23 protein-coding genes are annotated in these 20,987 nt (G+C 67.4%); 7 read left to right on the top strand and 16 right to left on the bottom strand.

Annotated elements, in window-relative coordinates:
* Positions 1-3 precede the first annotated feature (3 nt).
* The 3 genes from VGK20_01940 to VGK20_01930 form a co-directional block, all read right to left on the bottom strand.
* Positions 4-1,614: a hypothetical protein gene (locus VGK20_01940; GenBank protein HEY2772792.1), complete on the bottom strand. Its 1,611-nt coding sequence runs from the start codon at positions 1,612-1,614 to the stop codon at positions 4-6.
* A gap of 157 nt (positions 1,615-1,771) precedes the next feature.
* Positions 1,772-2,674 (bottom strand): branched-chain-amino-acid transaminase, encoded by a 903-nt coding sequence (gene ilvE, locus VGK20_01935; GenBank protein ID HEY2772791.1) that lies wholly within the window; start codon positions 2,672-2,674, stop codon positions 1,772-1,774.
* A complete protein-coding gene (locus VGK20_01930; GenBank protein HEY2772790.1) occupies positions 2,671-3,465 on the bottom strand; it encodes an IclR family transcriptional regulator in 795 nt (264 codons plus the stop codon). The genes ilvE and VGK20_01930 overlap by 4 nt, the downstream gene beginning before the upstream one ends.
* A gap of 136 nt (positions 3,466-3,601) precedes the next feature.
* Between VGK20_01930 and VGK20_01925 the strand changes: the two genes are divergently transcribed.
* Positions 3,602-5,089 carry an AMP-binding protein gene (locus tag VGK20_01925; protein HEY2772789.1) on the top strand — a complete coding sequence of 496 codons (1,488 nt, stop codon included), beginning with the start codon at positions 3,602-3,604 and terminating at the stop codon, positions 5,087-5,089.
* On the opposite strand, the gene VGK20_01920 is transcribed toward VGK20_01925, so the two are convergent.
* Together VGK20_01920 and VGK20_01915 are read right to left on the bottom strand one after the other, a co-directional pair.
* Complete coding sequence (locus tag VGK20_01920) at positions 5,077-5,748, bottom strand: glutathione S-transferase (GenBank protein ID HEY2772788.1); 672 nt, start codon at positions 5,746-5,748, stop codon at positions 5,077-5,079. The two genes, VGK20_01925 and VGK20_01920, sit on opposite strands and share 13 nt — an antisense overlap.
* A 154-nt stretch (positions 5,749-5,902) precedes the next feature.
* Positions 5,903-7,261, bottom strand: a complete 1,359-nt coding sequence (locus tag VGK20_01915; protein ID HEY2772787.1) for a POT family MFS transporter — start codon at positions 7,259-7,261, stop codon at positions 5,903-5,905.
* Between the two features lie 125 nt (positions 7,262-7,386).
* Between VGK20_01915 and VGK20_01910 the strand changes: the two genes are divergently transcribed.
* Positions 7,387-8,238 carry a TIGR03619 family F420-dependent LLM class oxidoreductase gene (locus tag VGK20_01910; GenBank protein HEY2772786.1) on the top strand — a complete coding sequence of 284 codons (852 nt, stop codon included), beginning with the start codon at positions 7,387-7,389 and terminating at the stop codon, positions 8,236-8,238.
* 89 nt (positions 8,239-8,327) lie between these two features.
* Here VGK20_01910 and VGK20_01905 read toward each other — a convergent pair whose 3' ends face one another.
* A complete protein-coding gene (locus tag VGK20_01905; GenBank protein HEY2772785.1) occupies positions 8,328-8,759 on the bottom strand; it encodes a hypothetical protein in 432 nt (143 codons plus the stop codon).
* 449 nt (positions 8,760-9,208) lie between these two features.
* On the opposite strand from VGK20_01905, the gene VGK20_01900 reads away from it, so the two are divergent.
* On the top strand, positions 9,209-9,628 hold the full coding sequence (locus tag VGK20_01900; GenBank protein ID HEY2772784.1) for a hypothetical protein: 420 nt from the start codon (positions 9,209-9,211) through the stop codon (positions 9,626-9,628).
* Positions 9,629-9,632: 4 nt separating this feature from the next.
* Here VGK20_01900 and VGK20_01895 read toward each other — a convergent pair whose 3' ends face one another.
* The 6 genes from VGK20_01895 to VGK20_01870 form a co-directional block, all read right to left on the bottom strand.
* Positions 9,633-10,265, bottom strand: a complete 633-nt coding sequence (locus VGK20_01895; GenBank protein HEY2772783.1) for a carbonic anhydrase — start codon at positions 10,263-10,265, stop codon at positions 9,633-9,635.
* 54 nt (positions 10,266-10,319) lie between these two features.
* The gene (locus VGK20_01890; protein ID HEY2772782.1) at positions 10,320-11,138 is read right to left on the bottom strand and encodes a L,D-transpeptidase family protein; all 819 of its coding nucleotides are present in this window, start codon (positions 11,136-11,138) and stop codon (positions 10,320-10,322) included.
* A 141-nt stretch (positions 11,139-11,279) separates the two neighbouring features.
* Positions 11,280-12,032: an SDR family oxidoreductase gene (locus VGK20_01885; protein HEY2772781.1), complete on the bottom strand. Its 753-nt coding sequence runs from the start codon at positions 12,030-12,032 to the stop codon at positions 11,280-11,282.
* Between the two features lie 25 nt (positions 12,033-12,057).
* A complete protein-coding gene (locus tag VGK20_01880) occupies positions 12,058-12,840 on the bottom strand; it encodes a sulfite exporter TauE/SafE family protein (protein HEY2772780.1) in 783 nt (260 codons plus the stop codon).
* Between the two features lie 8 nt (positions 12,841-12,848).
* On the bottom strand, positions 12,849-13,556 hold the full coding sequence (locus VGK20_01875; GenBank protein HEY2772779.1) for an alpha/beta fold hydrolase: 708 nt from the start codon (positions 13,554-13,556) through the stop codon (positions 12,849-12,851).
* Positions 13,557-13,626: 70 nt separating this feature from the next.
* The gene (locus VGK20_01870) at positions 13,627-14,217 is read right to left on the bottom strand and encodes a 2-hydroxychromene-2-carboxylate isomerase (GenBank protein ID HEY2772778.1); all 591 of its coding nucleotides are present in this window, start codon (positions 14,215-14,217) and stop codon (positions 13,627-13,629) included.
* Between the two features lie 186 nt (positions 14,218-14,403).
* Here VGK20_01870 and VGK20_01865 point away from each other — a divergent pair, with 186 nt between their 5' ends.
* Positions 14,404-15,777: an endonuclease/exonuclease/phosphatase family protein gene (locus VGK20_01865; GenBank protein ID HEY2772777.1), complete on the top strand. Its 1,374-nt coding sequence runs from the start codon at positions 14,404-14,406 to the stop codon at positions 15,775-15,777.
* Positions 15,778-15,804: 27 nt separating this feature from the next.
* On the opposite strand, the gene VGK20_01860 is transcribed toward VGK20_01865, so the two are convergent.
* From VGK20_01860 to VGK20_01850, 3 genes are read right to left on the bottom strand one after another with little or no spacing between them, the layout of a single operon-like run.
* Positions 15,805-16,221, bottom strand: a complete 417-nt coding sequence (locus tag VGK20_01860; GenBank protein ID HEY2772776.1) for a hypothetical protein — start codon at positions 16,219-16,221, stop codon at positions 15,805-15,807.
* 23 nt (positions 16,222-16,244) lie between these two features.
* Positions 16,245-16,700 carry a VOC family protein gene (locus tag VGK20_01855; GenBank protein ID HEY2772775.1) on the bottom strand — a complete coding sequence of 152 codons (456 nt, stop codon included), beginning with the start codon at positions 16,698-16,700 and terminating at the stop codon, positions 16,245-16,247.
* Positions 16,697-17,299 (bottom strand): DUF938 domain-containing protein, encoded by a 603-nt coding sequence (locus VGK20_01850; GenBank protein HEY2772774.1) that lies wholly within the window; start codon positions 17,297-17,299, stop codon positions 16,697-16,699. The genes VGK20_01855 and VGK20_01850 overlap by 4 nt, the downstream gene beginning before the upstream one ends.
* 125 nt (positions 17,300-17,424) lie before the next feature.
* Between VGK20_01850 and VGK20_01845 the strand changes: the two genes are divergently transcribed.
* The 3 genes from VGK20_01845 (at position 17,425) to VGK20_01835 (ending at position 20,684) form a co-directional block, all read left to right on the top strand.
* Positions 17,425-18,210, top strand: coding sequence for a MerR family transcriptional regulator (locus tag VGK20_01845; GenBank protein ID HEY2772773.1), 786 nt, complete (start codon positions 17,425-17,427; stop codon positions 18,208-18,210).
* Positions 18,211-18,356: 146 nt separating this feature from the next.
* Positions 18,357-19,460 carry a ferredoxin--NADP reductase gene (locus tag VGK20_01840; GenBank protein HEY2772772.1) on the top strand — a complete coding sequence of 368 codons (1,104 nt, stop codon included), beginning with the start codon at positions 18,357-18,359 and terminating at the stop codon, positions 19,458-19,460.
* A gap of 51 nt (positions 19,461-19,511) precedes the next feature.
* Positions 19,512-20,684: a ferritin-like domain-containing protein gene (locus tag VGK20_01835; GenBank protein ID HEY2772771.1), complete on the top strand. Its 1,173-nt coding sequence runs from the start codon at positions 19,512-19,514 to the stop codon at positions 20,682-20,684.
* Between the two features lie 96 nt (positions 20,685-20,780).
* Here VGK20_01835 and VGK20_01830 read toward each other — a convergent pair whose 3' ends face one another.
* Positions 20,781-20,906, bottom strand: a complete 126-nt coding sequence (locus tag VGK20_01830) for a hypothetical protein (GenBank protein HEY2772770.1) — start codon at positions 20,904-20,906, stop codon at positions 20,781-20,783.
* Between the last annotated feature and the right edge of the window lie 81 nt (positions 20,907-20,987).

Genomic DNA, 20,987 nt, shown 5'->3' with positions numbered 1-20,987 from the left:
AGTCTACGGGTGGCCCGTCGGGGAGACGAGCGCCGGACGTGCACGAGGATTTCTCTGCGCGGCGGGGGCGGCGAGCCCCGGGATGTGACGTGCAAGACTGGAGCGGGCCCGGGCCGGAGCCGCGAGGCGGCACACGACGATCGTGGTGTTGGCGGGCGTAAGGTTCCTGCCGCGGCAATCCTTCTTTCGCACCAGCATCATCGACGTCTTGCCGCCCGCCTGGATGTCATGGCCTGGCAGGTAGAACGCCAGCGCGAACGGTACCCCGCGCAACAGGCGCCTTTCGGCGGCAACGGGCTCGGCTGGTTCGAGGAACCACGCGATTTCATCCATGTCGCTGCTTTCGGCCAGCAGCCTGCCTGACCCGGCGCGAAGCTCGTCATTGCGCTCGCGCGTACATGCCACGAGCAGCGCGCAAGCCGCCACGGCCAGGGCGACGCCCGCAACGCGCGGCACGCGCGACAGGATCGGTGCGCACGCGACCAGGCACAGCGGAAACAGGAACATCGCGGTGTAGGGATGAAAGGCGCTGAGGTTGCGCATCATCAGCAGCCAGAGCGCGCCGCTGGCCGCCGTGACGAGCCATGCGACCCGCGTGGCTGCCGACCGCGAGACGACGAAGGCGAGTACGATCGCGATCATGCTCGCGGCGACGATTGCGGTCGCTTCGCCGTTACGCCGCAGCTCGACACACCAGCTCCACGGGACCGTGGTGTTGGCAAGGTTGGTCGCCTGGACTTCGAGGAAATGCGGCCACTCCAGTCTCTGCTCTTTCGACTGGTTGAATCCCTGATCCAGCGCCAGGCGCTTGCGCGCGCTCGACAGGATGCTCGTCTGCGACCACGGCACATCGCGGAGCCTCGCCTCCGTGGCGACGTTGTACGTGAGCAGCGCTGCGGACAGCGCGGCCCCGCATGCAAGGCATGCGAACGGAATGGCCAGCGAAGGCGCTGCCTCGTTCGCGCGCCGCCGTCGCGCAATCGCACGAACGAGCGCGCATGCTGACCACAGCGCGAGCGTGACGAGACTGGCGTAGCCGCGACCGGCACTGACGGCAAAAACGGTCGCCAGCAGCGGCGCTGCCGCGCCGGCGCGTCCGGTTTCGGTCCTCGCGATCGACCACAGCAGCAGTACGCTTCCGAGAAGAGCCGGCTGGTCGAAGTGCACCATGTCGCGGTACTCGACCATCGTGAAGCTCGATGCCGCCAGCGCGGCAGCCGCGACTGCGGCCTCCACAGGCAATCCGAGCTCGACGAGCAGGCCGACAGCGGCAAGCACGATCAGCACGTACACGGCGTTCATGAGTTGGCGCGACGCGAGGATACGCGCGGCGCTGCCTGGCCCGGCGGCGTGCATTGCCGCGTGAAGCGCAATCGAAAAAAATACGGGATAGCGGTCGAAGTAGTACAGTTCTCGACCGTCACGGGTCCGCAGCGACGCGGCGTAACCGACGAAGCCCGTCGCCGGCGTCGCATTCTGCGCGATGGCGAGCGTGTGGGAGCTGACCCAGCCTCGGTGTCCCGCGCGAAACCCCGCGTCCGGCGCCTGGTCCGCGAACACGAACGCGAGCGCAGCGACCAGCGCCGCGATCACGAGAACCTGGCGCGGCTTCACACCGCGAGCCTAGCAGGTTGCGGCGTGCCGGCCGACGGCGGCGGGTTTCCCGGGCTGCTGGAGACTCCGGCTCGACTGCGACGCGCCGGCGACGCGGCCGGCTACCGGGATGCGCCGGCAATGCGGCCGCTACCGCGGCGCGCCGGCGACGCGGCCGCTACCGTGACGCGCCAGCGACGCGGCCAGAGGCATACGGAATCGCCGTCCCGGTGCTGCGCGCGAGCGCGAAAAACGCGTCCATCAGGCGTTTCGTGATCGCACCGGGGGTGCCACTGCCGATCTCCTGGCCATCGAGCGAGCGCACGGCGACGATGCGCGCACCCGAGCCGGTCAGGAATGCTTCCTCGGCGCCGAAGAGGTCGATGCGGCCCATCGTGCGCACGCAGGACGCAATGCCGAGCTCGCTGCAAAGCTCGAGGATGGTGCGCCTCGTGATTCCCTCGAGCGCGCCGTCGGTGGCAGGAGGAGTGGTCACGACGCCGCCCACGACCGCGAAGATGTTGGCTCCGGTGCATTCTGCGACGGCACCTTGCTGATTGAGAAGAAGCGCGTCGTCGGCGCCGCGACGCCTCGCCTCGCCCTTGCTCAGCACGTTGTTCAGGTAGTTGAGACTCTTGACTCGCGGGTCGAGCACGTCGGCCGACGGACGCCTCATGCTTCCCGTCACGAGGTCTACGCCGCGCGCTGCCCGCTCCGGCGGATACAGGTCGACCGTATCGACGATGCAGATCAGCTTCGGCTGCTCGCAGCCGGTCGGATCGACGCCGAGAGGTCCTTCGCCGCGAGTGACGAGAAGGCGGATGTAGGCATCGGGTGCGCCGGCGGCCGCGACCGTCTGCAGCACGACGTCGCGCACGTGGTCGATGCCGCCCGGTATCGTCAGCGCCAGCGCGCGCGCCGAGGTCTGCAGCCTTCGCAAGTGGTCCTCGAGCCGGAACAGGCGGCCGTTGTACGCCCGCATGCCTTCGAAGATCCCGTCGCCGTAGAGAAAGCCGTGGTCGGTCACCGAGATGCTGGCGTCCTTTCCGTCCACGATGCTGCCGTCGATCCACACTTTCATGCGCTTCTCCTGTTTCGATCCTCGCCCTTTCGGGCTGCGGATTGGGGCTCGAGCCTTGCTGCGATGTCGCCGGCGGCGCGCACCACGCGCGCGGCCAGGTCGGCAAGACGTTCGCCGCCGGCGCGCGAGCTCGGTGCGGCGATTACCATGCAACCGAGCAGCGTCGTCTTCTGCAGCACCGGTGCCGCGACCACGGTCATGCCGGGAATCCATTCGTCGCGATTGGTGGCCCATCCGCGTTTTTTTGCGCACGCGACTTCGCGCTCGAGGTCGCCAGGCGCGCTCGGCGTCTGGCCTGTGAATGCGGTCCACGGCTGCGCAGGAAGCGTCACGCTGCCCGGCGCGAAAGCCAGGTGCAGCTTGCCCACGGCGGTTGCATGCACCGGAACTTCCGAGCCGATCGTCGGCGCCACGCGAAGCACCGACACGCCTTCGCATTTGTCGAGCACGACGATGCGACCGGCGCGCGCGACGGTGAGGAACGCAGTCTCTCCGGTCGCCGCCGATTCCCGCTCGAGCACCGGATGCGCGGCGGCGGCAAGCGGCTCGCGCTCGAGCGCGCCGAGGCCGAGGGCAAGCAGCGCGATTCCCGGCTGGTAGCGGCCGAGCTCGTCCTGCTCGACGAGGCCGCGGCGCGCGAGGGATGCCAGCAGGCGGTGCACGCTCGATTTCGGCACCCCGAGGGCGCGTCCGATCTCGCTGACGCCGCACGCGCGTCCGGCCGCGTGCAGGAAGAACAACAGGTCGAGGGCCTTCTCGACCGTTCCGACTTGTGGAACGACGTTCTTCATAGCTGAACGTCTTGTAGCGCGCCGCCCGGTCGGCCGCAAGGGGGCGCCATCGGGCCGCCGCGCCGCCCTCGGCTCGCGCGTCGCAGGAGCCGCTGCGCGCACGAAAACTCTCTCATCCCCGTGTAAGGAGCCTTCCGTGGGCGAGAACCTGTACCTGCTGCTGCGCTGCGGTTTTGCCGCGGCGCCGTCGCGGCCCGTACTGCAGACCAGCGACGGATGCGCAATCGACTGGACGGCCCTCGACGATCTTTCGGCGCGTCTTTCGGCCGTGCTCGCGTCGCGCGGCGTTGCCGAGGGCGACCGCGTCGTTGCGCAGGTCGACAAATCGGCCGCGGCGTTCGCGCTTTATCTCGCGTGCCTGCGCCGCGGCGCCCTGTACGTGCCGCTGAACACCGCATACACCGATGCCGAAGTCGCCAGTCTCGTTGCCGATGCCGAGCCGCGCGTCTTCGTCCGCTCATCGGTGTCGCGCGAGGTCCGAGCTGCTTTCGTCGAGGAGTTGGGAACCGGCGCCGACAGCCCGCTCTGGCGGGAAGCCCGATCGACATCGCCCGATCCCTACGTCGCCGCGCGCGCGGCCGGCGATGCCGCAGCGATCGTCTACACGTCGGGCACCACCGGTCGTGCCAAGGGGGCGGTGCTGAGCCACGGCAACCTTGCCGACAATGCCAAAGCCCTGGCGGCGGTCTGGCAGTTGCGCGCGAGCGACGTGCTGCTGCACGCGCTGCCGATCTACCACGTGCACGGACTGTTCATCGCGATGCACAGCGCGATGGTGGCGGGAGCCACGACGATCTTCCTTCCGAGGTTCGACGCGAACGAGGTGAAGCGCCTGCTGCCTCGCGCGACCGTCATGATGGGCGTGCCGACGTTCTATACGCGACTGCTGGCACTCGAAGGGTTCGGCCAGCAAGACTGCGCGCGCATGCGCCTGTTCGTCAGCGGATCGGCGCCGCTGCTGGCGACGACGCACCACAGTTTCGCCGAGCGCACCGGTCACTGCATCGTCGAGCGTTATGGAATGACCGAGACCGGCATTCTGACATCGAACGGAATCGGCGACGCGAAGGCGGGCTCGGTCGGCTTTGCGCTGCCGGGCGTACAGTTCCGCATCGTCAACGAAGACGGAATCGAGGCGCGCCCGGGCCAGGCCGGGGTGCTCGAAGTTGCAGGCACGAACGTCTTCGGCGGCTACTGGAGAATGCCGGAAAGGCGCGCAGTCGATTTTCGCGACGACGGATACTTCGTGACCGGCGACGTCGCGACCTGCGACGACGACGGCCGTATCACGCTGGTCGGTAGAGCCCGGGACCTCGTCATCTCCGGAGGGCTCAACATCTATCCGAAGGAAATCGAGGAAGTGCTCGATGCCGTTCCTGGAGTCGTCGAATCGGCGGTCTTCGGCGTGCCGGACGCGGACTTCGGCGAGGCGGTGTTCGCGGTGGTGGCGACGTCGCACGGCTCGTCGGTCACGGTGGACGAGCTGATGGGAGCGGTTCGCCGGCGCCTTGCGCGCTTCAAGCACCCGCGCCGCATCGAGCTCGTCGGTGAGCTGCCGCGCAACGCGATGGGCAAGGTGCTCAAGAACGTGCTGCGCGAGCGATACGCGCGTCAGCTCGCGTAGGCGTATTCGCCGCCCTTCTCCAGAGCCCGCTTGTACGCCGGCCTCGCATGGATGCGCTCGAGGAACGCCATCAGGCGCGGCCGCGAGCGGTCGAGGCCGCCGCGCGAGGCGGCTGCTTCCAGCGGGAAACTCATCTGCACGTCGGCCGCCGTCATTTCTTCGCCGGCGAACCAGGTGGTGCGCCCGAGCTCGGACTCCATGTAGTCGAGGTGTTTCTTCAAATTCGGGGCGATGAACGAGTTGTTCACGGTGTCGCAGATTCGCCGCACGATCGGTTTGACGAAGAAAGGGACGGGATTGGTTTCGATGCGCGTGAACACCAGCTTGAGCAGCAGGGGCGTCATCGCCGATCCTTCCGCGTAGTGCATCCAGTAGCGGTAGCTCTGGCGCTCGGGCGTACCCGCCGGCGGGATCAGCCTGCCGTTGCCGTATTTCTCGACGAGGTACTCGATGATGTTGCCGGACTCGGCGACGGTCACGTCACCGTCGGTGATCACCGGCGACTTGCCGAGAGGATGCACCTGCGCCAGCGAAGCAGGCGCGAGCATGGTCGTCGCATCGCGCTCGTAGCGCTTGACCTCGTAGGGAACGCCGAGCTCCTCCAGCAGCCAGAGGATGCGCTGCGAGCGCGAATTGTTGAGGTGATGGACGACGACCATGGCGCGATCTCCTTTGCGGCGGACTGCCGGGCGGCTCGTGCGGCGGCTTGCGGATCATCCGCCGCCAGCCGCCGCGCTGCGGGGCGATGCCGAACGATGAGAGCGCCTTGGACCTGAAGCGCCGAGCCGACTCAAGCCGCGCCGGGTTTGCGACTCAGGCGCCCACCCGCGCCGCTGCGCCGTCTTCCTGAAGGATCAGGCTCTCGCGATAGCCGCGGCTGGTGACCGCGAACACGCACGCGGCCACCGTCATCATCGCAGCGAACAGAAGGTAATAGCTGGTCTCGCTGATACGCGAGCTGCCGTCGGGATTCTGGATGAAGTAGTTGACGGCCGTCGTCAGAAGGTTGCCGGCGGTGATCGACAGCAGGTAGAGCGACATGACGAAGGATTTCAGCGTGCGCGGCGCCTGCGTGTACGAGAACTCCAGGCAGGTGACCGACACGAGGACCTCGGCCGCAGTGATGATCACGTATGCGAGCAGCTGCCAGCCGATCGACGGAGTGGCTCCGGCAGCGATCTGGCTCTGGTTCCATGCAGGAATCAGGAACGCCGGCACCGTCAGGAAAAGGCCGACGGCCACTTTTCCCATCGCGGTCGGCGTCACGATGCGGGAGACCGCCGGATAGACCGCGTACGTGAAGACCGGCACCAGCGCGAGGATCAGCAGCGGATTGACGGCCTGCACCTGCGCTGCCAGCCAGTCGATGCCGAGAAAATTGCGGTTCATGTGCTCGGCCTGTTCCACCCACGATGACGCCGTCTGGTCGTACAGCGACCAGAATACGGCGACGAAGACGTAGATTCCGGCCAGGCCGCGAAGGTTGCGTCGTATCACGGGATCGCGCAGCTCGCGCAGGAAACCGGCGCCGCCCGGCGGCACGTGCACGAAGCGGTTGCGCCCGAGCCAGAACACCGATGTAGCCAGCAGCATCAGCACACCCGGAGTGCCGAACGCGACGCGCGGCCCGGCGTGATCGAGCAGCCACGGCGTGAGCAGCGTGGAGACGAACGCTCCGAGGTTGATCGACAGGTAGAACCATCCGAACACCTTGGGCAGCAGGCCCGAGTTCAGTGCGCCGAACTGGTCGCCGACGTGCGCCGACACGCACGGCTTGATTCCGCCGGCCCCGATCGCGATCAGCGCGCAACCGATGGCGAGGCCGAGGCGCGTGTCATCCAGGGCCAGCGCGAAATGCCCGGCGCAGTAGACGAGGGACAGCGCGATGATCGTCGGGTACTTGCCGAACGCGACGTCCGAGATCACCGCTCCGAGCAACGGGAAGAAGTAGACCGCGCTCGCGAACAGGTGGAACCACTCGCGCGCCTCGACGTCGCTCATCGGCGCCGGTTTTCCGGCGCGGTCGAGCAGGTGCTGCGTCATGAAGATCACGAGGATCGTGCGCATCCCGTAATAGCTGAAGCGCTCGGCGGCCTCGTTGGCGACGATGTACGGGATGCCCTCCGGCATCGTGGTCGAAGGCACCGGCGCGGTGCGGTAGGCGGACGGCATGGGCGAAGCCTAGCAGAAGCGGCCTGAAGGCGGACGCATGGCCGGCGATACTGCGCCCGGGCGCCGTGGGGCCGGCCGCGTGCCGCGCCGGTTGCATCGCGCCCTTTCCATCGCTAACCGGCGCCATGCGCTACGGGCTTTTCGGCATCAATTTCGGCGCCTGCGCCGACCCGGCTGTCGCGGCCGAGGTCGCGCGGGCGGCAGAAGAGGCAGGGTTCGATTCGCTGTGGACAGGCGAGCACGTCGTGCTGCCCGACCCCCAGGTTCCGCCGTCGCCGGTGCCTCCGCAGACCCCGATGCTCGATCCCGTCGTCGCGCTCGCGGCGCTGGCCCAGCACACCACGAAAGTGCGGCTCGGCACCGGCATCATCATCCTTCCGCAGCGAAACCCGCTGGTGCTCGCCAAGGAGCTCGTGACTCTGGACGTCGTCTCGCGCGGAAGGCTGATCTTCGGCGTCGGCGTCGGCTACCTCGAGCCGGAGTTCCGTGCGCTCGGTATTTCGTTCGACGACAAGGGCGCCCGCACGATGGATTACCTGCGCGCGATGCAGGCGATCTGGACGATGGACAAACCGGAGTACCAGGGACGCTTCTTAAGTTTCTCCGGAGTCGATGCGCAGCCGCGGCCGGTGCAGAAGCCGCATCCGCCGATCGTGTTCGGCGGTCATACTGCGCCTGCGTTCGCGCGCGCCGTCGAGATCGCATCGGGATGGTACGGTTTTGCGCAGGACGTCGATGCTGCGGGCAGGTGCATCGAGGGACTGAAACAGGCGGCGAAGCGGCACGCGCGCGGAGCGGGCCTCGGGCGGCTCACGATCGACGTGACGCCACTGCCGGGACTTCCCGATGTCGCGACCGTGGATCGCTACGCTGCGCTCGGCGTCGACAGGTTGATCCTGCTGCCCAGGCCGGGCGGACGCGATGACCTTCTGCGGTTCCTCGACGAGGCCTCGCGGACGCTCGTCGCCAGAGGGTGAAGGCTTCACGCTTCGCGCCGCGCATAAAAAAAGCGGGGCCGCTTTCGCGGCCCCGCTGCTGTTCATCCGGTGATTTCTGACGGCCGTCTTCAGTACCCGTAGTAGCCGCGCTGCGGGTAGTAAGCGGGCGGGCCGTAGTAGTAGGTGGGCACCGGTGCCGGGTAATACGGGTAGCCGTAGTAGTACGGCGCCACTCCGCCGGCGACCAGGCCCGCTCCGAGAACCGCTCCCGTCACTCCAAGTGCGACCGCGAGGTCGTTGTTGTAGTAGCCGCCCCCGTAGTAGCCGTGGCCACCGTAATAGTGGCCGCCGTAGCCGCCGTGCCAGCCACCGCCATAGCCGCCGCCGCCGTGCCAGCTGCCGCCACCGCCGTGCCAGCTACCGCCGCCGCCGTGCATCATGCCACCGCCGCCATGCATGCCGCCGCCGCCCCCGTGCCAGCTCCCGCCGGCCTGGGCGCTCGACGCGCCGACTGCCAGAACCAACGCTGCCGCAGCGATCATGGATACGAGCTTTCTCATCTTCTTTTCCTCGTCGAACTTCCCGGTTGAACTTGCCGGTTCCCCGGGCCGTCATTGCAGGCTGCCAGCTCGTCGCGACGCGCCGCACCGCTGCCTGTACCGGATCCGACGCAGACGACGGTAATCTTGTTCAGGGTGTCTTCCAAGAGGAAAGTGCAGCGGCCCGCGAAGCGGCAGCTTCGTGACGGTCCAATGACGATCCGGCGCCGATTTTCATTCGCCGGTCTTGCTGAGGATTTCTCGCAAGTGGCTGAATCGGATGCGGAATTCTTTTTGGTTTCACGGTTGACACTATTGCTGCCGCGTTCAAACTTCCCTGCAGGGGGTGGCAGGTTTCGAGCTGCCGCCGCGCATGTTTCGCGCGCCCGCGCAGGGTTGTCGCGGCGCCGGCGTTTTGCTGCAGGTAGTCGAAGCAGATTCGCGGCATAGTCGCAGAAGGAGTGCTTACGATGATGAATCCCAGAGTGCGGATCCTGCCGGTTGCCGCGGCCATGCTGGCCGCGGTCGTAATGCTCGCTGGTGCGAAGCCGGCTTCGGCCGTCACCGGATCGGGCGTTCTCCAGTGCGTGTTCGGTTGCGCGAGCGGTGCGTTCGCGTGCGCTCGTCCCGTGCGCCAGGCGGCCCAGGCCTGTTACGCCGATGCGGGGTGCACCGATCTCGCGGCTGCCGCCAAGGCAGCGTGCACGACGGATTTCCAGAGCCAGGCTTGCGCCGATGCGCGTGTCGCGCTGCGTGCGTGCACCGATCCTTGCCGCACCGCGCTTCGCGCCGGTCTCCAGACTTGTCGCTGCGCGGCGGCCTCTTGCCTGCAGACGAGCTGCGGTCTGAGCGACCTGCCGACGCCACTGCGCTGCGGCAGCGGTCAGTAGAGGCTCAGCCCGGTACGCCGTCGAAAAACTCGACGCGGCCGGTGGCAAGATCGTACTCGGCGCCGACGATGATCAGGCGCCCCTTCTCGATCAGTCTCTCCAGCAACGGCGACCCACGACGCAGATGATGCGCCGTGGCGCGCACGTTGGCGCGCCCCGCTTCGAGGAGAAGCGATTCATGGTCGTCTGCCAGGGGACCGTGCATCAGCGGCTCGACGGCCGGACGCACCGAGTCGACGATGAAGCGCAGGTTTTCCGATTCCGGTGGCGGATGTCCTACGAGCTCGTCGACCGTCACGCGGATTGCGCCGCAGCCGGTGTGGCCGAGCACCACGACCAGGCCGGAGCCGAACAGCGAGGCGGCGAACTCGACGCTTCCGACCTGCGACGGCGCGACGATATTGCCGGCCACGCGGATCACGAACAGGTCGCCGAGCCCCTGGTCGAACACCACTTCGGCAGGCACCCGCGAGTCGGAGCATCCGAGGATGATCGCGAACGGCGACTGGCCCAGGCTGAGCTCGGCCCTCCTCGCGTAACTCAGCAGTGAATCGAGGCTTCGGACGTTGGAAACGTAGCGCTCGTTGCCTTCGCGAAGGCGCTTCAGCGCCTCGGTACCGGGTACGATTTCGGGCATCCGGCTCCCTTAGCACGGGGGCCTTGCCAGTCGAGAATGCGACGCGGCGCGGGATCAGCGGGCGCCCGGATCTTCGCCCGAGCTTGCCGAGGACTGCCACGTTGCAGGCGACGGCGGCGGCAGGCTGCGCAGCTCCACGTCGAGCCGGGCGTAAAGCTCGTCTACCCAGCGCGGCTGGCCGGGCGCCCCGCCGCTCTGGCCGGTGCGGCGGAAATCGCGGGGAACGATCACGACGCTGACGTTCTCGATCCCGGAATCGGCCGCGAGCACGAACAGGTCTTCGGCGGCTTCGTCGCCGACCGCGATGCAGCCGATCGAGCGGTCGCTGCCGTGAATCATGATGTCGCTGCCGAGATTGCGGCGGCGGTCGCGCTCGGCCATCGCGCGGTCGAACTCGTTCGGGTACGCCAGGCGCAGCGAAACGTGGTAGGCGCTGTTCGGGTTGAGCGAGTCGAGCGCGTAGATGCCTTCGGGCACCTGGCGGTCTCCTTCGCGAAGCTTCGGGCCCGGGCCTCCGCTGGCGGCGCGAATGGTGAGCGTGCGTACCAGCGCAAGATGGTACGGGGAAGCGCCGGCGTACACTTCGATCCTGCGCTCGCGCTTGAACGCGACGATCTCGACCTGCGACGGCGGATACGAGGTCGCGGCCTCGTCGAAATGGCGTTTCCATCGAGCGCGCGCACGCGGCCCGATCTCGGACATGCGGCTCTCGATGGTATGCGCGCTCCACGGCACGTACGTCGACGGCGAGAACTCGGGCACGTACGACGGCGCCGGGTTCGCGAACAGGTGAATCACCTGCGGCGGCTCGGGTGTACAGCCCGCAAAGATCGTCGCTGCTGCAACGATCGCGATGCACGTACGAGGAATCATTTTGAAAGTTGCCGTCCCCGTCGCGACGCATGGGCGCTCGCGCGTCCACACCCGCTGCCGATTTCTAGCACATTGCGACGAAAATGGCGCGCCAATGCGCTGGTTCCGCAACGACGGGCGCCGCGATGACACGGCGAGTGTTCAGCGCCCGTCGCCGCGCGGCAGCGCCAGCAGCCGCGACGGCAGGACCTTCAGGAGCTGGGCGACGAGCGTCCACGGCACCCGCGGCACGTACGCGAAGCTGCTGCCGGCCTCGATCAGCGAAACCAGCTCGGCGCAGCCTTTTTCGGCCGAAACCACGAAAGGCCGCGTCGGCATGTGGCGGTTGAGGTCGGTATCGATGAAGCCGGGGGCCAGGTCGGTGACGAGGATGCCCTTGCCGGCCACTTCGGCGCGCAGCGCTTCGAGGTAGCGCGACAGGCCGGACTTGCTGGCCGAGTATGCCCCCTGCAGCGGAAGTCCGCGGACGGCCGCCACCGAGCTGATGCCGACGACGTGCCCGCTTCCCTGGCGGTAGAACAATTCGACCGCCGCATCGACCGTTGCCATCGCGCCGAGCAGGTTGGTCTCGATGATGCTGCGCGCCGCCGCGAAGCGCCCCTTGCCGATCGGCGTCGGTCCTCCGATGCCCGAGTTGGCGACGACGATGTCGAGGCCTCCGAGCGCGGCGGCGGACTCTTCGATCGCCGCAGGAACGTCTTCCAGTATGGTGACGTCGAGGCTGCGCACGAAGACATCGGCCGCGCCGAGACTTCGCAGCTCCGTTGCGAGCGCCTCGAGGCGATCGATGCGCCTTGCAGCGATGGCCAGCGCGTGACCGCGCCTGGCGAATTCGCGGGCCATGCCCTCGCCCAGGCCGCTCGATGCCCCCGTAATGAACACGCGTTTTGCCATGGGCTCCTCCGCGATGCCTCGATCGTCAGCGAACGAAATACACGACGGACAGAATCACGCCGATTGCGACCATCGCATGTCGAAGTCGGGACGGATCGACGCGCGACGTCAGATGGCCGCCGAGCGCACCGCCTGCGAGAGCGCCGACCGCCATCGCGCCGGCCGCTGCCCACTGCACCTGATCCGAAAACAGGAAGAACACGGCCGCCGCGACGTTGACCACCAGCGCGATCACCTGCTTCAGCGCGTTGATGCGCACGAGCGGCTCGTCGAGCACGATGCCGAGGGACGCCAGCAGCACGACCCCGAGTCCGGCGCCGAAATACCCGCCGTAAACGGCGGCAACGGCCACCAGGGGCCCGGCCAGGCGAGCATGGCCGTCGGCCGAGCCGCGCCTTTGCTGGCGCGCGACGAGGAACGCGCGCACGCGGTCCTGCGCGGCCAGCAGCAGCGAAGAGGCAAGCAGGAGCAGCGGCACGGCCTGGCGGAACGCCGCCTCGCCGGTGTGCAGCAGCAGCTCTCCTCCGGCCAGGCCTCCGAGAATTCCCGCGGGCAGGAGAACCGACAGCAGCGCACGCTGGCCGCGAAGCGCGGAAGACTGCGCGAGCGTCGCACCGATGTGTCCGGGACACAGCGCGACGGTATTGGTGATGTTCGCCGCCAGCGCCGGAACACCGACGGCAGTCAGCATCGGAAACGTCAGCAGGGTGCCGCCGCCGGCGAGCGCGTTGACGATGCCGGCCGCCAGCGCCGCGGCGCCGACGGCGACGAGCTCGAGCGGCCCGAGAGTGGACGTCGCACCCAGCATCGACGTTCTCAGTGGCGGGGCGCGGAGTGTCTCGAGAGACGGTCGGCGATGATGCCGTAGACTTCCGGACAGAAACCGAAGCCGATGTGGGTCGTACGAACCTCGACGTGCTCGATGCCGGGGCTGCGACGATCGATGCAGGCCTCCCATGCGACGATGCCGTCGGACCTCGAGAAGATCGCGGTGACCGGCACGCAGAGCGGCTTGTCGTAGCGGGCGTCGACGAGACGCTCGAGCTCGTCGAGATCGTGCCCGCGCCGCCGGTAGCGCGCCGCCACTGTCGTGTATTTCGGTCCTCCGACGACGGGACTCCCGAGCGTGATGACGCTCCGGATGCGCGAAGGCATCTCTCGCGCCGCCTCGCGTGCAATGTATCCGCCGAGGCTCCAGCCGACCAGGTGCACTTCGGTATCCGGTGACGGCGCGACCTCGTCGATGCGTGCGAGCACGCGCGGCACCAGACGCGCGACGTTGCCGGTGTTGCGCCCGAGGCCCCAGCTCCGGCTCTTGTAGCCGAGCAGGCGAAGGAAGCCCTGCAGCATCGCCATCGAGGACTCCGATGCACCGTAGCCCGGAAGCACGATCACGGTCTGTCCTCGTCCGCGAGGAAGCGTCGCCAGCAGCGGCGCGTGAAGCAGGAGCCGTGCAGGCTCGACGGCGCCGCGCACCTCGCCGAGGAGCTGGCGCGGAGTCGGTGGGGAGATATTGCGCGTCATGGAGACGCCAACGTATCCGATCGCGGCTGCGACGGCCAAGCGTTCCGTCGCCGGACGCGCAGATCGCCGATCAGGCGCCTTTGCGGGCCCATTCGATCGCCTGCTCCAGCCGATCGTTGCCCCAGAACAGCTCGCCGTCCGTGACGAAGCTCGGCGCACCGAAGATATCGAGCGCGGCCGCTTCGTCGGTCAGGGCTCGAAGCTTCGTCTTGGCATCGTCGCTGTCGGCGATCTTCACCAGCGACGCGTCGGCACCGGCGCTCTCCAGTGCTGCGGCAACGACGGCGGGATCGGAGATCTCCTCGTCCTTGGCGAAGTTTGCCGTGTAGACGGCGCGCACGAACGACGGGACCCACGGAAGCCCGTCGCAGGCGGCGACCACGCGGGCAGCGAGCAACCCGTTTCGCGGAAAACGCGACGGGCGCACCAGTGGCAGTCCCTGGTTCGTGCAGATGCGCTCGAGGTCTCTCCACATGTATCGACCCTTGGCGGGATAGATGTTGAACGGAGAATCCGTCCAGCCCTGGCTGCGAAAAATCGGGCCGAGAAGAAAAGGGCGCCAGCGCAGCTCGAGCCCCGCGGCCGAGGCGGCCTCCTCGATCCGCATCGCGGCCGGGTAGGAGTACGTGCTGCCGAACTCGAACCAGAAGTCGATGTGCACGCGAAAAAACCTCCGCAGTCCCGATCGGGGCATACGGCCGCGTCGTCGATGCGTGTCGCGGCAATGCAGCGATGCGGCGTCGCGGTAGAGATTTGTCACGACCAGCCACCTCGCGCCAGCTCTGGCAAACCGCTGCGCGCATCGGCTATGATCGGCGACCTGCGCCCGCCAACGGAGAACCATCGAATGATTATGCGTCCAACCCACCGTGCGCGACGGCGTTTCCGTCCCGCGTGCCTCGCCGCTGCAGCGGCCTTGCTGTCGGCAGTCGCGTCTCCCGGAGTCTCGCTGGCCGGGACCTTCGCCGTCCTGACGTACAACGTGCGCGGCCTTCCTCCGCCGCTGATCGAGGATCGCCACACGCAGATCTCCGAGATCGCGCCTCTTCTCGAAGATTTTCACACGCCCGCACCGCCGTACGTCGGAATGCCGTCGATCGTCGGGCTGCAGGAAGTCTTCGCGCAGGACTACTACGACACGCTGACGAGTCCGCAGACCATCACGTACTCGTACATCACGCAGAAGGACACGGGCGGAACGGCCGGACTCGGCGACGGCCTGGACATGCTGTCGGACTTCCAGATCAACCCGTTCTCGCGCACCCAGTGGTCGGCGTGCTTCGGGACGCTCGGCAACGACGGCAGCGACTGCGACACCGACAAGGGCTACAGCTACGCGAAGATCTTCCTCGAGCCGACGGTGTCGGTGGACGTGTACACGCTGCACGCCGATGCCGGCCAGGACAGCGGCAGCCAGGCCGCGAGGCGGTCGAACGTCGACCAGCTCGTCGCGGCGATCAACGCGACTTCACCGGCGGGCGCGCCGGTGATCGTGCTCGGCGACACCAACAGCCTCTACACGCGAGTCGGCAACGACAACATCCAGGACCTCGTGACCGGCGCCGGACTGACCGACGTGTGGGTGCTGCTCGAGCGCGGCGGCATCGTCCCGGGCGCCGGAAGCGACATCAACGCCGACTGCGCGACCAGTCCGGGCACCGGCAACTGCGAGCTCTTCGACAAGATCTTCTACCGCGACGGAACCCTGCTGAAGTTCGCGCCGGAGTCCTACGCTGCGCTGAAAACGATGTTCTCCGACGGCATGGGCAACGATCTCTCCGATCACGTTCCGGTGGCCGTCACGCTCGACTACGCGGTCGTGACGACGACCACCACGACCACGACGAGCACGTCGTCCACCTCTTCGACTTCGACCACGACGATCGCCGGGCGGCCTTGCGGCGATCCGCTGGCGCTGGTCGTGACGTTGTCGCGTCACCATAGCGCCCGGAGGATCGCGAAGCTCCAGGCCAAGGCGACGTCATCGCCTCGTGCCGCGACCAGGGCGCTGCGGGCGAGCGCGACCGCCGACAGCGGTGACAGTCGCGCCGTCGTGGCCAGCGACGCGCTCTTCGTGCTGAAGACCGCCGTCGGGACTCTCGTTTGCCCGCTGTGCACCTGCGACGTCGACAACAGCGGCAAGATCACCGCATCGGATGCCCTGCGCGTCCTCAAGGCGGCTGTCGGGCAGAATGTCCCGCTGACGTGTCCTTTGTGCTGAATCGGCGTCAGCTCTGCCGAGACGGGGTCAGGCGCCGGGAGACTGGCGCCTGACCTCGACCAGCCACGCGGTGAACCACGCGGCGAGCGCGAGATCCGGCAGGCCGAGAAGGATTGCCGTGGCGGGAATCGTACCCGCGGCAGCATAGGCGAGGATCAGCAGCGCGAAGCTTCCCTTGCCTGCGGCGGCGACGGCGAGAAACGTGTTCTCGATGCGCCCCGAATTTCCGAGGTGCCAGTACGCAGCGCCGAACGCCAGGATCCAGATCGACAGCACCCACAGGTAAAGAGGCGGGGCAGCGGGAAGGCCGAACAGATCTCGCACCCACGGCAGAGGCGGCGCGAAGATCAGCGCCCCGAGGACGTTGACCGGCCCGCAGGCTCTCAGCAGGCGGCACATCGCCGGCTGCGACAGCCAGCCGGCGGGCGCGGGTGTTTCGGCCATCGAGTGCAATCGTCCCGTTGTCGTCATTGCGCGAGATCCTCCTGGAGGTCGTGCCAGTGATCGTGACGCTGGCGCCGTTCGGCCCGGTAGTTGGTCACTTCGAGCCGCATACCGTCGGGGTCATCGAAGAACACCGCGAAATAGTCGGGCGCATACTGCGGATAGAGCGCCGGTGAGCTGGCCGCGATGCCGGTTTCGCGAAGTGCCTGGAAGACGGCACGCACGTCGTCGTCGCTGTCGACCCGAAAACAGAAATGGTGGAGGCCCGGTGCGTACGGGTCGTGCCGGGTGCCGCCACGTGCCGGCCTGAGCACGAAACCGAAATGGCGGTTGTAGTACGAGGCGTGGGGCTCGTCGCCGATGCGGAAGTTTCCGCTGCGGAAGCCGAGGATTTTCATGACGACGTCGTACCAGCGGCGCGAGGCCTCGAGGTCCCGCACGGCGAGGTAGATGTGGTCGATGCCGAGGACTTCCGTCATTTCTTTCTCCACACCACGGTCTGGTTGTTCGCCGGCATTTCAGTTCTTTCTTCGAGCACGAGCCCGTGGCGCAAGGCTTCGCGGTCGACGTCGCCGAGGTCGCGCACGCCCCACTGCGGATTGCGTGAACGCAGATCGGCATCGAACGCCTCGTTGCTCGCGGCCGTGTGCTGGCCGTCGATGCGGAACGGACCGTAGAGGATGAGCACGCCGCCGGTCGCCAGGTGCCGCCCCGCGCCGGCCAGCAGCCCGAGGCAGGCGGCCCACGGCGAAATGTGGATCATGTTCGCGCTGAAAATGGCGTCGTACGTCTCGTCGCCCCAATCCGCACCGGCAACGTCGAGCAGGCGCGGGACCATGAGATTCGGCGTGCCGCCGCTGCGGCGCCATGCGGCAATCGATGCGACCGAGTCGGGATCCGCATCGGTTGCACGCCAGCGAAGGCCGGGCAGCGCCGCCGCAAAATGGACGGCGTGCTCACCGCTGCCGCCGGCGATCTCGAGCACGCTGCCGCGCTCCGGCAGCACGCGCCTCAGCACCGCGAGGATAGGCTCGCGATTCCTCGATGCGGCTGGTGCGTGGCGGCGAAGATCGGTCATCTCGTTCTCCAGCAAGGCGGCCGGACGCGGATCGAATTCGTTGCCGGCGCTGCGTTCACTCCGCCGTACACGAGTGAGCCGCGTCGCTCGCTGCATCGGGGCAAGTCGTGTAGCGTCGCCACCCGATGCAGGCGACCTCGCGAAGCTCGCGAAGCAAAGACCGCGCCGGCGCCGACCGCAGCGCGGCGCCGAGAACCGACGGGCTGCGCATGCGCGACCTCGTCGCCCGGTCGGGACTGCCGCGCGAGACGATTCACTTCTATCTCACGCAGGGCCTTCTTCCGAAACCGCTCAAGACGGGGCGCAATACTGCGGTCTACGGGCAGGACCACCTCGAGCGTCTCCAGCGCATTCGCGACCTCCAGGAGCGTCACTTCCTGCCCCTTCGTGCCATTCGCGAGGTGCTCGACGAGGGCGCGGGTGGAACGTTCACCGAAGAGCAGGAAGTGCTGCTGCGCCGCGTGCGGGCCTCGCTTCCTGCACACCGGCACACGGCCGCCAGCAATACCGTGGCGGTCTCGGCGCTGGTGCCGTCGCGGGTTTCCCGGGCGGATTTCGACGCGATGCGACGCTTCGGATTCATCGAGGTCCACGGCCGCGGCGCCGGCGCGAGGGTCGGCGAAGACGATGCCGAGCTCCTCGCGTGCTGGTGCGAGCTGCGTACTCTCGAAGGGCCGGGAGAGCCTGCACTGACACCGGACCTTGTCAGCTCCTACGACGACGCAATGACCACGCTGGTTCGCCGTGAGGCGAGGGCGCTGGTCGAGCGCATCGCGGGAATGTCCGGCGACAGGGCGCTCGAGCTCATCGAGACCAGCGAGCCGATGGTCCTGCGCATGCTCGGGATCCTGAGGCGCAAGAAGATCGCCGCCCTCCTCGAGGATTTCGCCCCCGTCCCGTCCAAGCCGTAAATTCTCGAATCAAAACGAGATTTTGACGCTGCGCCAGCCGCCGCGTCGCGCCCGCGCGCATTTTTTGCGCCGCCCCGGGCGATTCCCCTTGACGATCCTGAGTGTGTAGTGTTACTAAACACTTATTGAATTCGGAGGTCGATTCGATGGGACTCGCGATGGCCAGCTTCACCCGCATCTTCTCGCCGCCGGCGGCGGCGCCGGTCCTGTGCCGGCCGAACCGTCGCTGGGCGCGGCCGTCGCCGGGCGGCCTCCTGCGCCTGGTCGTCGCGAAAGTGATCGACGAGACTCCGAACGCGAAGACCTTCGTCCTGGACGCTCCCGGCCTCGATTACTCGGCAGGGCAGCACCTGACGATCGTTGCGAAGGTCGATGGCAAGGAACACCGGCGCTGCTACTCGCTTTCGACTTCGCCGCTGGCCGGATCGCAGCCGGCCATCACCGTCAAGCGCGTGGAAGGCGGGACGCTTTCGAGCTGGCTTCACGATCGCGTGCGAGCGGGCGACGTGCTTCGTGCGGCACCGGCTGCAGGGCGATTCACGATCGACGCGGACCACGCGGCTTCGCGCCACGTCGCGATGGTCGCCGGTGGAGTAGGGATCACGCCTCTCATCAGCATGTTCGAGACGCTTCTGCGCTCGCAGAAGCAGTCGCGCGTGACACTGCTCTACGGCAGCCGCTGCCAGGACGAGATCATATTCCGTTCGCGCATCGACGCGATGCAGAAACTTTTCGGGCGCCGCCTCGACGTGATCCTGGCCGTGGACGAGGCCGGTCCTGGATGGAACGGGCTCACCGGGCCGATCGACGCCGCGCGCGTTGCCGCCGTGCTGCGCGATCGTGACGTCGACTCCTGGTACGTCTGCGGACCGGGGCCGATGATGAACGGCGTCGTCGGCGCTCTCGAAGCGCGCGGTGTCGCCGGCGATCGCATTCACCTGGAGCGCTTCCAGTATGCCGAATCTTCGACGACCGCGGCACCGACGACCGCCGCGACGCTGGTGTTCGGTGCCAGCGCAAAAACGGTAATTGCCAAGCCCGGCGCGACGCTTCTGGAGGCCGCCGACGCGGCCGGTATCACGCTGCCGTCGAGCTGCCGCATGGGCGGCTGCGGCGCCTGCAAGATCAGGATCGACGGCAATGTCGTCGCCGCCGAGCCGAACTGCCTGACGCCAGCCGAGAGGGCCGACGGTTACGCACTGGCCTGCTGCTCCTTCGGAGACGGCCGCGTCGTGATCCGCGACTTCTGAATTTCCAGCTTTTCCGCCTACTCGATTTCAAATCCGACAGGAGAACGAACCATGATTCATCTCGCCCTCGACCTCATGCCCAAGCCGGCCCGCCGCTACGTCGAAGACGTCCTCGACGCGGTGGGCATCGCTGCCGCCGTCGAGAACAAGCAGGTGCTCGCCGGCATGCTTCCCTCGGTAGGCCGTGGCTTCGTGCTCAAGCGCGGCAAGCAGGGCGGAGAGGTGCACATGCCCGCCTGCTACCAGACCAGCTTCGACTTCGGCTACGGCGGCGACTACCCCGAGATGTACGACCTGTACCGCCGTGCGGTAGCCAATCAGTGGGACGCCGACACCAAGCTCGACTGGTCGACCGACGTCGATCCCGAACGGCCCGAGCGCTTGCTGATGCCGATGGAATTCGTCCCGGTCGCGGGGTTGCGCGAGCACGGCATCCGCCTGGACGACAAGGAGCAGCGCCGTTTCCTGCACGATTTCACGTCGTTCATTCTCAGCCAGTTCCTGCACGGGGAACAGGGCGCGCTGTACGCGTCGGCGCAGGTTACCGAATCGGTGCGCTGGTTCGACGGCAAGTTCTACGGCGCCACGCAGGTGATGGACGAAGCGCGGCACGTCGAGGTGTTCCTGCGCTACATCGAGACCAAGCTCGGCAAGCTCTACCCGGTCAACGACAACCTGTTCACGATCATCGATGCGCTGATGCACGACGCGCGCTGGGACATGAAGTTCCTCGGCATGCAGATCATGATCGAGGGACTCGCGCTCGGCGCCTTCAACACGATGTACCAGGCCACCGGCGAGCCGCTGATGAAGGACATGCTGAAGTACGTGATCCAGGACGAAGCGCGCCACGTGCACTACGGCGTGCTCGCGCTCAAGTCCCACTACGCGACGCTGTCGGATGCGGAACTGCGCGAGCGCGAGGACTGGGCCTTCGAAGTGGGCCTGCTGATGCGCAACCGCTTCCTCGCCCACGAGGTCTACGACGAGTGGTTCGGCGACCGGCTGCGCCGCAAGGATTGGGACCGCATCATGACCGAGCTGCCGCTGATGCGCAGCTTCCGCGCGCTGATGTTCAAGCGCCTGATCCCGAATCTCGAGTACATCGGGCTGTTCTCGCCGCGCATCCAGAAGCACTACGAGAAAGCCGGGCTGATGGAGTTCGCCGGCGGTCGCAACGCCAGCGAGCTGACGGCGGAGGATCTGCTGTCGGACGCGGCGTAAGAAGGGTTCGTCGCGCCGCGCAAGCGTAACTGCCCGTCGAGGTTTACCGGGGAGACGAAATCCGGCGCGGCGGTGATCGATGCGGCTGCGTTCCCGCTATTTGCGCCATCCGTGCTCGAGCGCGGCCCGTTCCCAGTTGCGCCCGTCGAACGTCGTCACGGCGAGGGCTTCGACCTCGAACGTCACGCGGCCGCAGTGACAGGATCCGTGGTAAGTGGCCATGGCTCGTGTTTCGCACCAGCCTGGTGGGAGTGCCAGCGGGATGGGCGCGGCATGGGGTCAGGCACCAGCGCGCATCAACTG

The sequence above is a fragment of the Candidatus Binatia bacterium genome (assembly GCA_036493895.1).
Lineage (GTDB): Bacteria > Desulfobacterota > Binatia > UBA1149 > CAITLU01 > DATNBU01.
The sequence above is the reverse complement of the archived record's forward strand: the minus strand, read 5'-3'. Positions and strand labels throughout refer to the sequence as shown.

Coding starts and splice junctions, on each gene's coding strand:
- VGK20_01920 (HEY2772788.1), bottom strand. CDS start 5,748: ATGGTCGTCGTCCATCACCTCAACAATTCGCGCTCGCAGCGCATCCTC.
- ilvE (HEY2772791.1), bottom strand. CDS start 2,674: ATGAAAGTGTGGATCGACGGCAGCATCGTGGACGGAAAGGACGCCAGC.
- VGK20_01900 (HEY2772784.1), top strand. CDS start 9,209: ATGATGAATCCCAGAGTGCGGATCCTGCCGGTTGCCGCGGCCATGCTG.
- VGK20_01850 (HEY2772774.1), bottom strand. CDS start 17,299: ATGACCGATCTTCGCCGCCACGCACCAGCCGCATCGAGGAATCGCGAG.
- VGK20_01840 (HEY2772772.1), top strand. CDS start 18,357: ATGGGACTCGCGATGGCCAGCTTCACCCGCATCTTCTCGCCGCCGGCG.
- VGK20_01845 (HEY2772773.1), top strand. CDS start 17,425: ATGCAGGCGACCTCGCGAAGCTCGCGAAGCAAAGACCGCGCCGGCGCC.
- VGK20_01885 (HEY2772781.1), bottom strand. CDS start 12,032: ATGGCAAAACGCGTGTTCATTACGGGGGCATCGAGCGGCCTGGGCGAG.
- VGK20_01875 (HEY2772779.1), bottom strand. CDS start 13,556: ATGACGCGCAATATCTCCCCACCGACTCCGCGCCAGCTCCTCGGCGAG.
- VGK20_01905 (HEY2772785.1), bottom strand. CDS start 8,759: ATGAGAAAGCTCGTATCCATGATCGCTGCGGCAGCGTTGGTTCTGGCA.
- VGK20_01865 (HEY2772777.1), top strand. CDS start 14,404: ATGATTATGCGTCCAACCCACCGTGCGCGACGGCGTTTCCGTCCCGCG.
- VGK20_01895 (HEY2772783.1), bottom strand. CDS start 10,265: ATGCCCGAAATCGTACCCGGTACCGAGGCGCTGAAGCGCCTTCGCGAA.
- VGK20_01910 (HEY2772786.1), top strand. CDS start 7,387: ATGCGCTACGGGCTTTTCGGCATCAATTTCGGCGCCTGCGCCGACCCG.
- VGK20_01830 (HEY2772770.1), bottom strand. CDS start 20,906: ATGGCCACTTACCACGGATCCTGTCACTGCGGCCGCGTGACGTTCGAG.
- VGK20_01855 (HEY2772775.1), bottom strand. CDS start 16,700: ATGACGGAAGTCCTCGGCATCGACCACATCTACCTCGCCGTGCGGGAC.
- VGK20_01880 (HEY2772780.1), bottom strand. CDS start 12,840: ATGCTGGGTGCGACGTCCACTCTCGGGCCGCTCGAGCTCGTCGCCGTC.
- VGK20_01835 (HEY2772771.1), top strand. CDS start 19,512: ATGATTCATCTCGCCCTCGACCTCATGCCCAAGCCGGCCCGCCGCTAC.
- VGK20_01930 (HEY2772790.1), bottom strand. CDS start 3,465: ATGAAGAACGTCGTTCCACAAGTCGGAACGGTCGAGAAGGCCCTCGAC.
- VGK20_01915 (HEY2772787.1), bottom strand. CDS start 7,261: ATGCCGTCCGCCTACCGCACCGCGCCGGTGCCTTCGACCACGATGCCG.
- VGK20_01890 (HEY2772782.1), bottom strand. CDS start 11,138: ATGATTCCTCGTACGTGCATCGCGATCGTTGCAGCAGCGACGATCTTT.
- VGK20_01860 (HEY2772776.1), bottom strand. CDS start 16,221: ATGGCCGAAACACCCGCGCCCGCCGGCTGGCTGTCGCAGCCGGCGATG.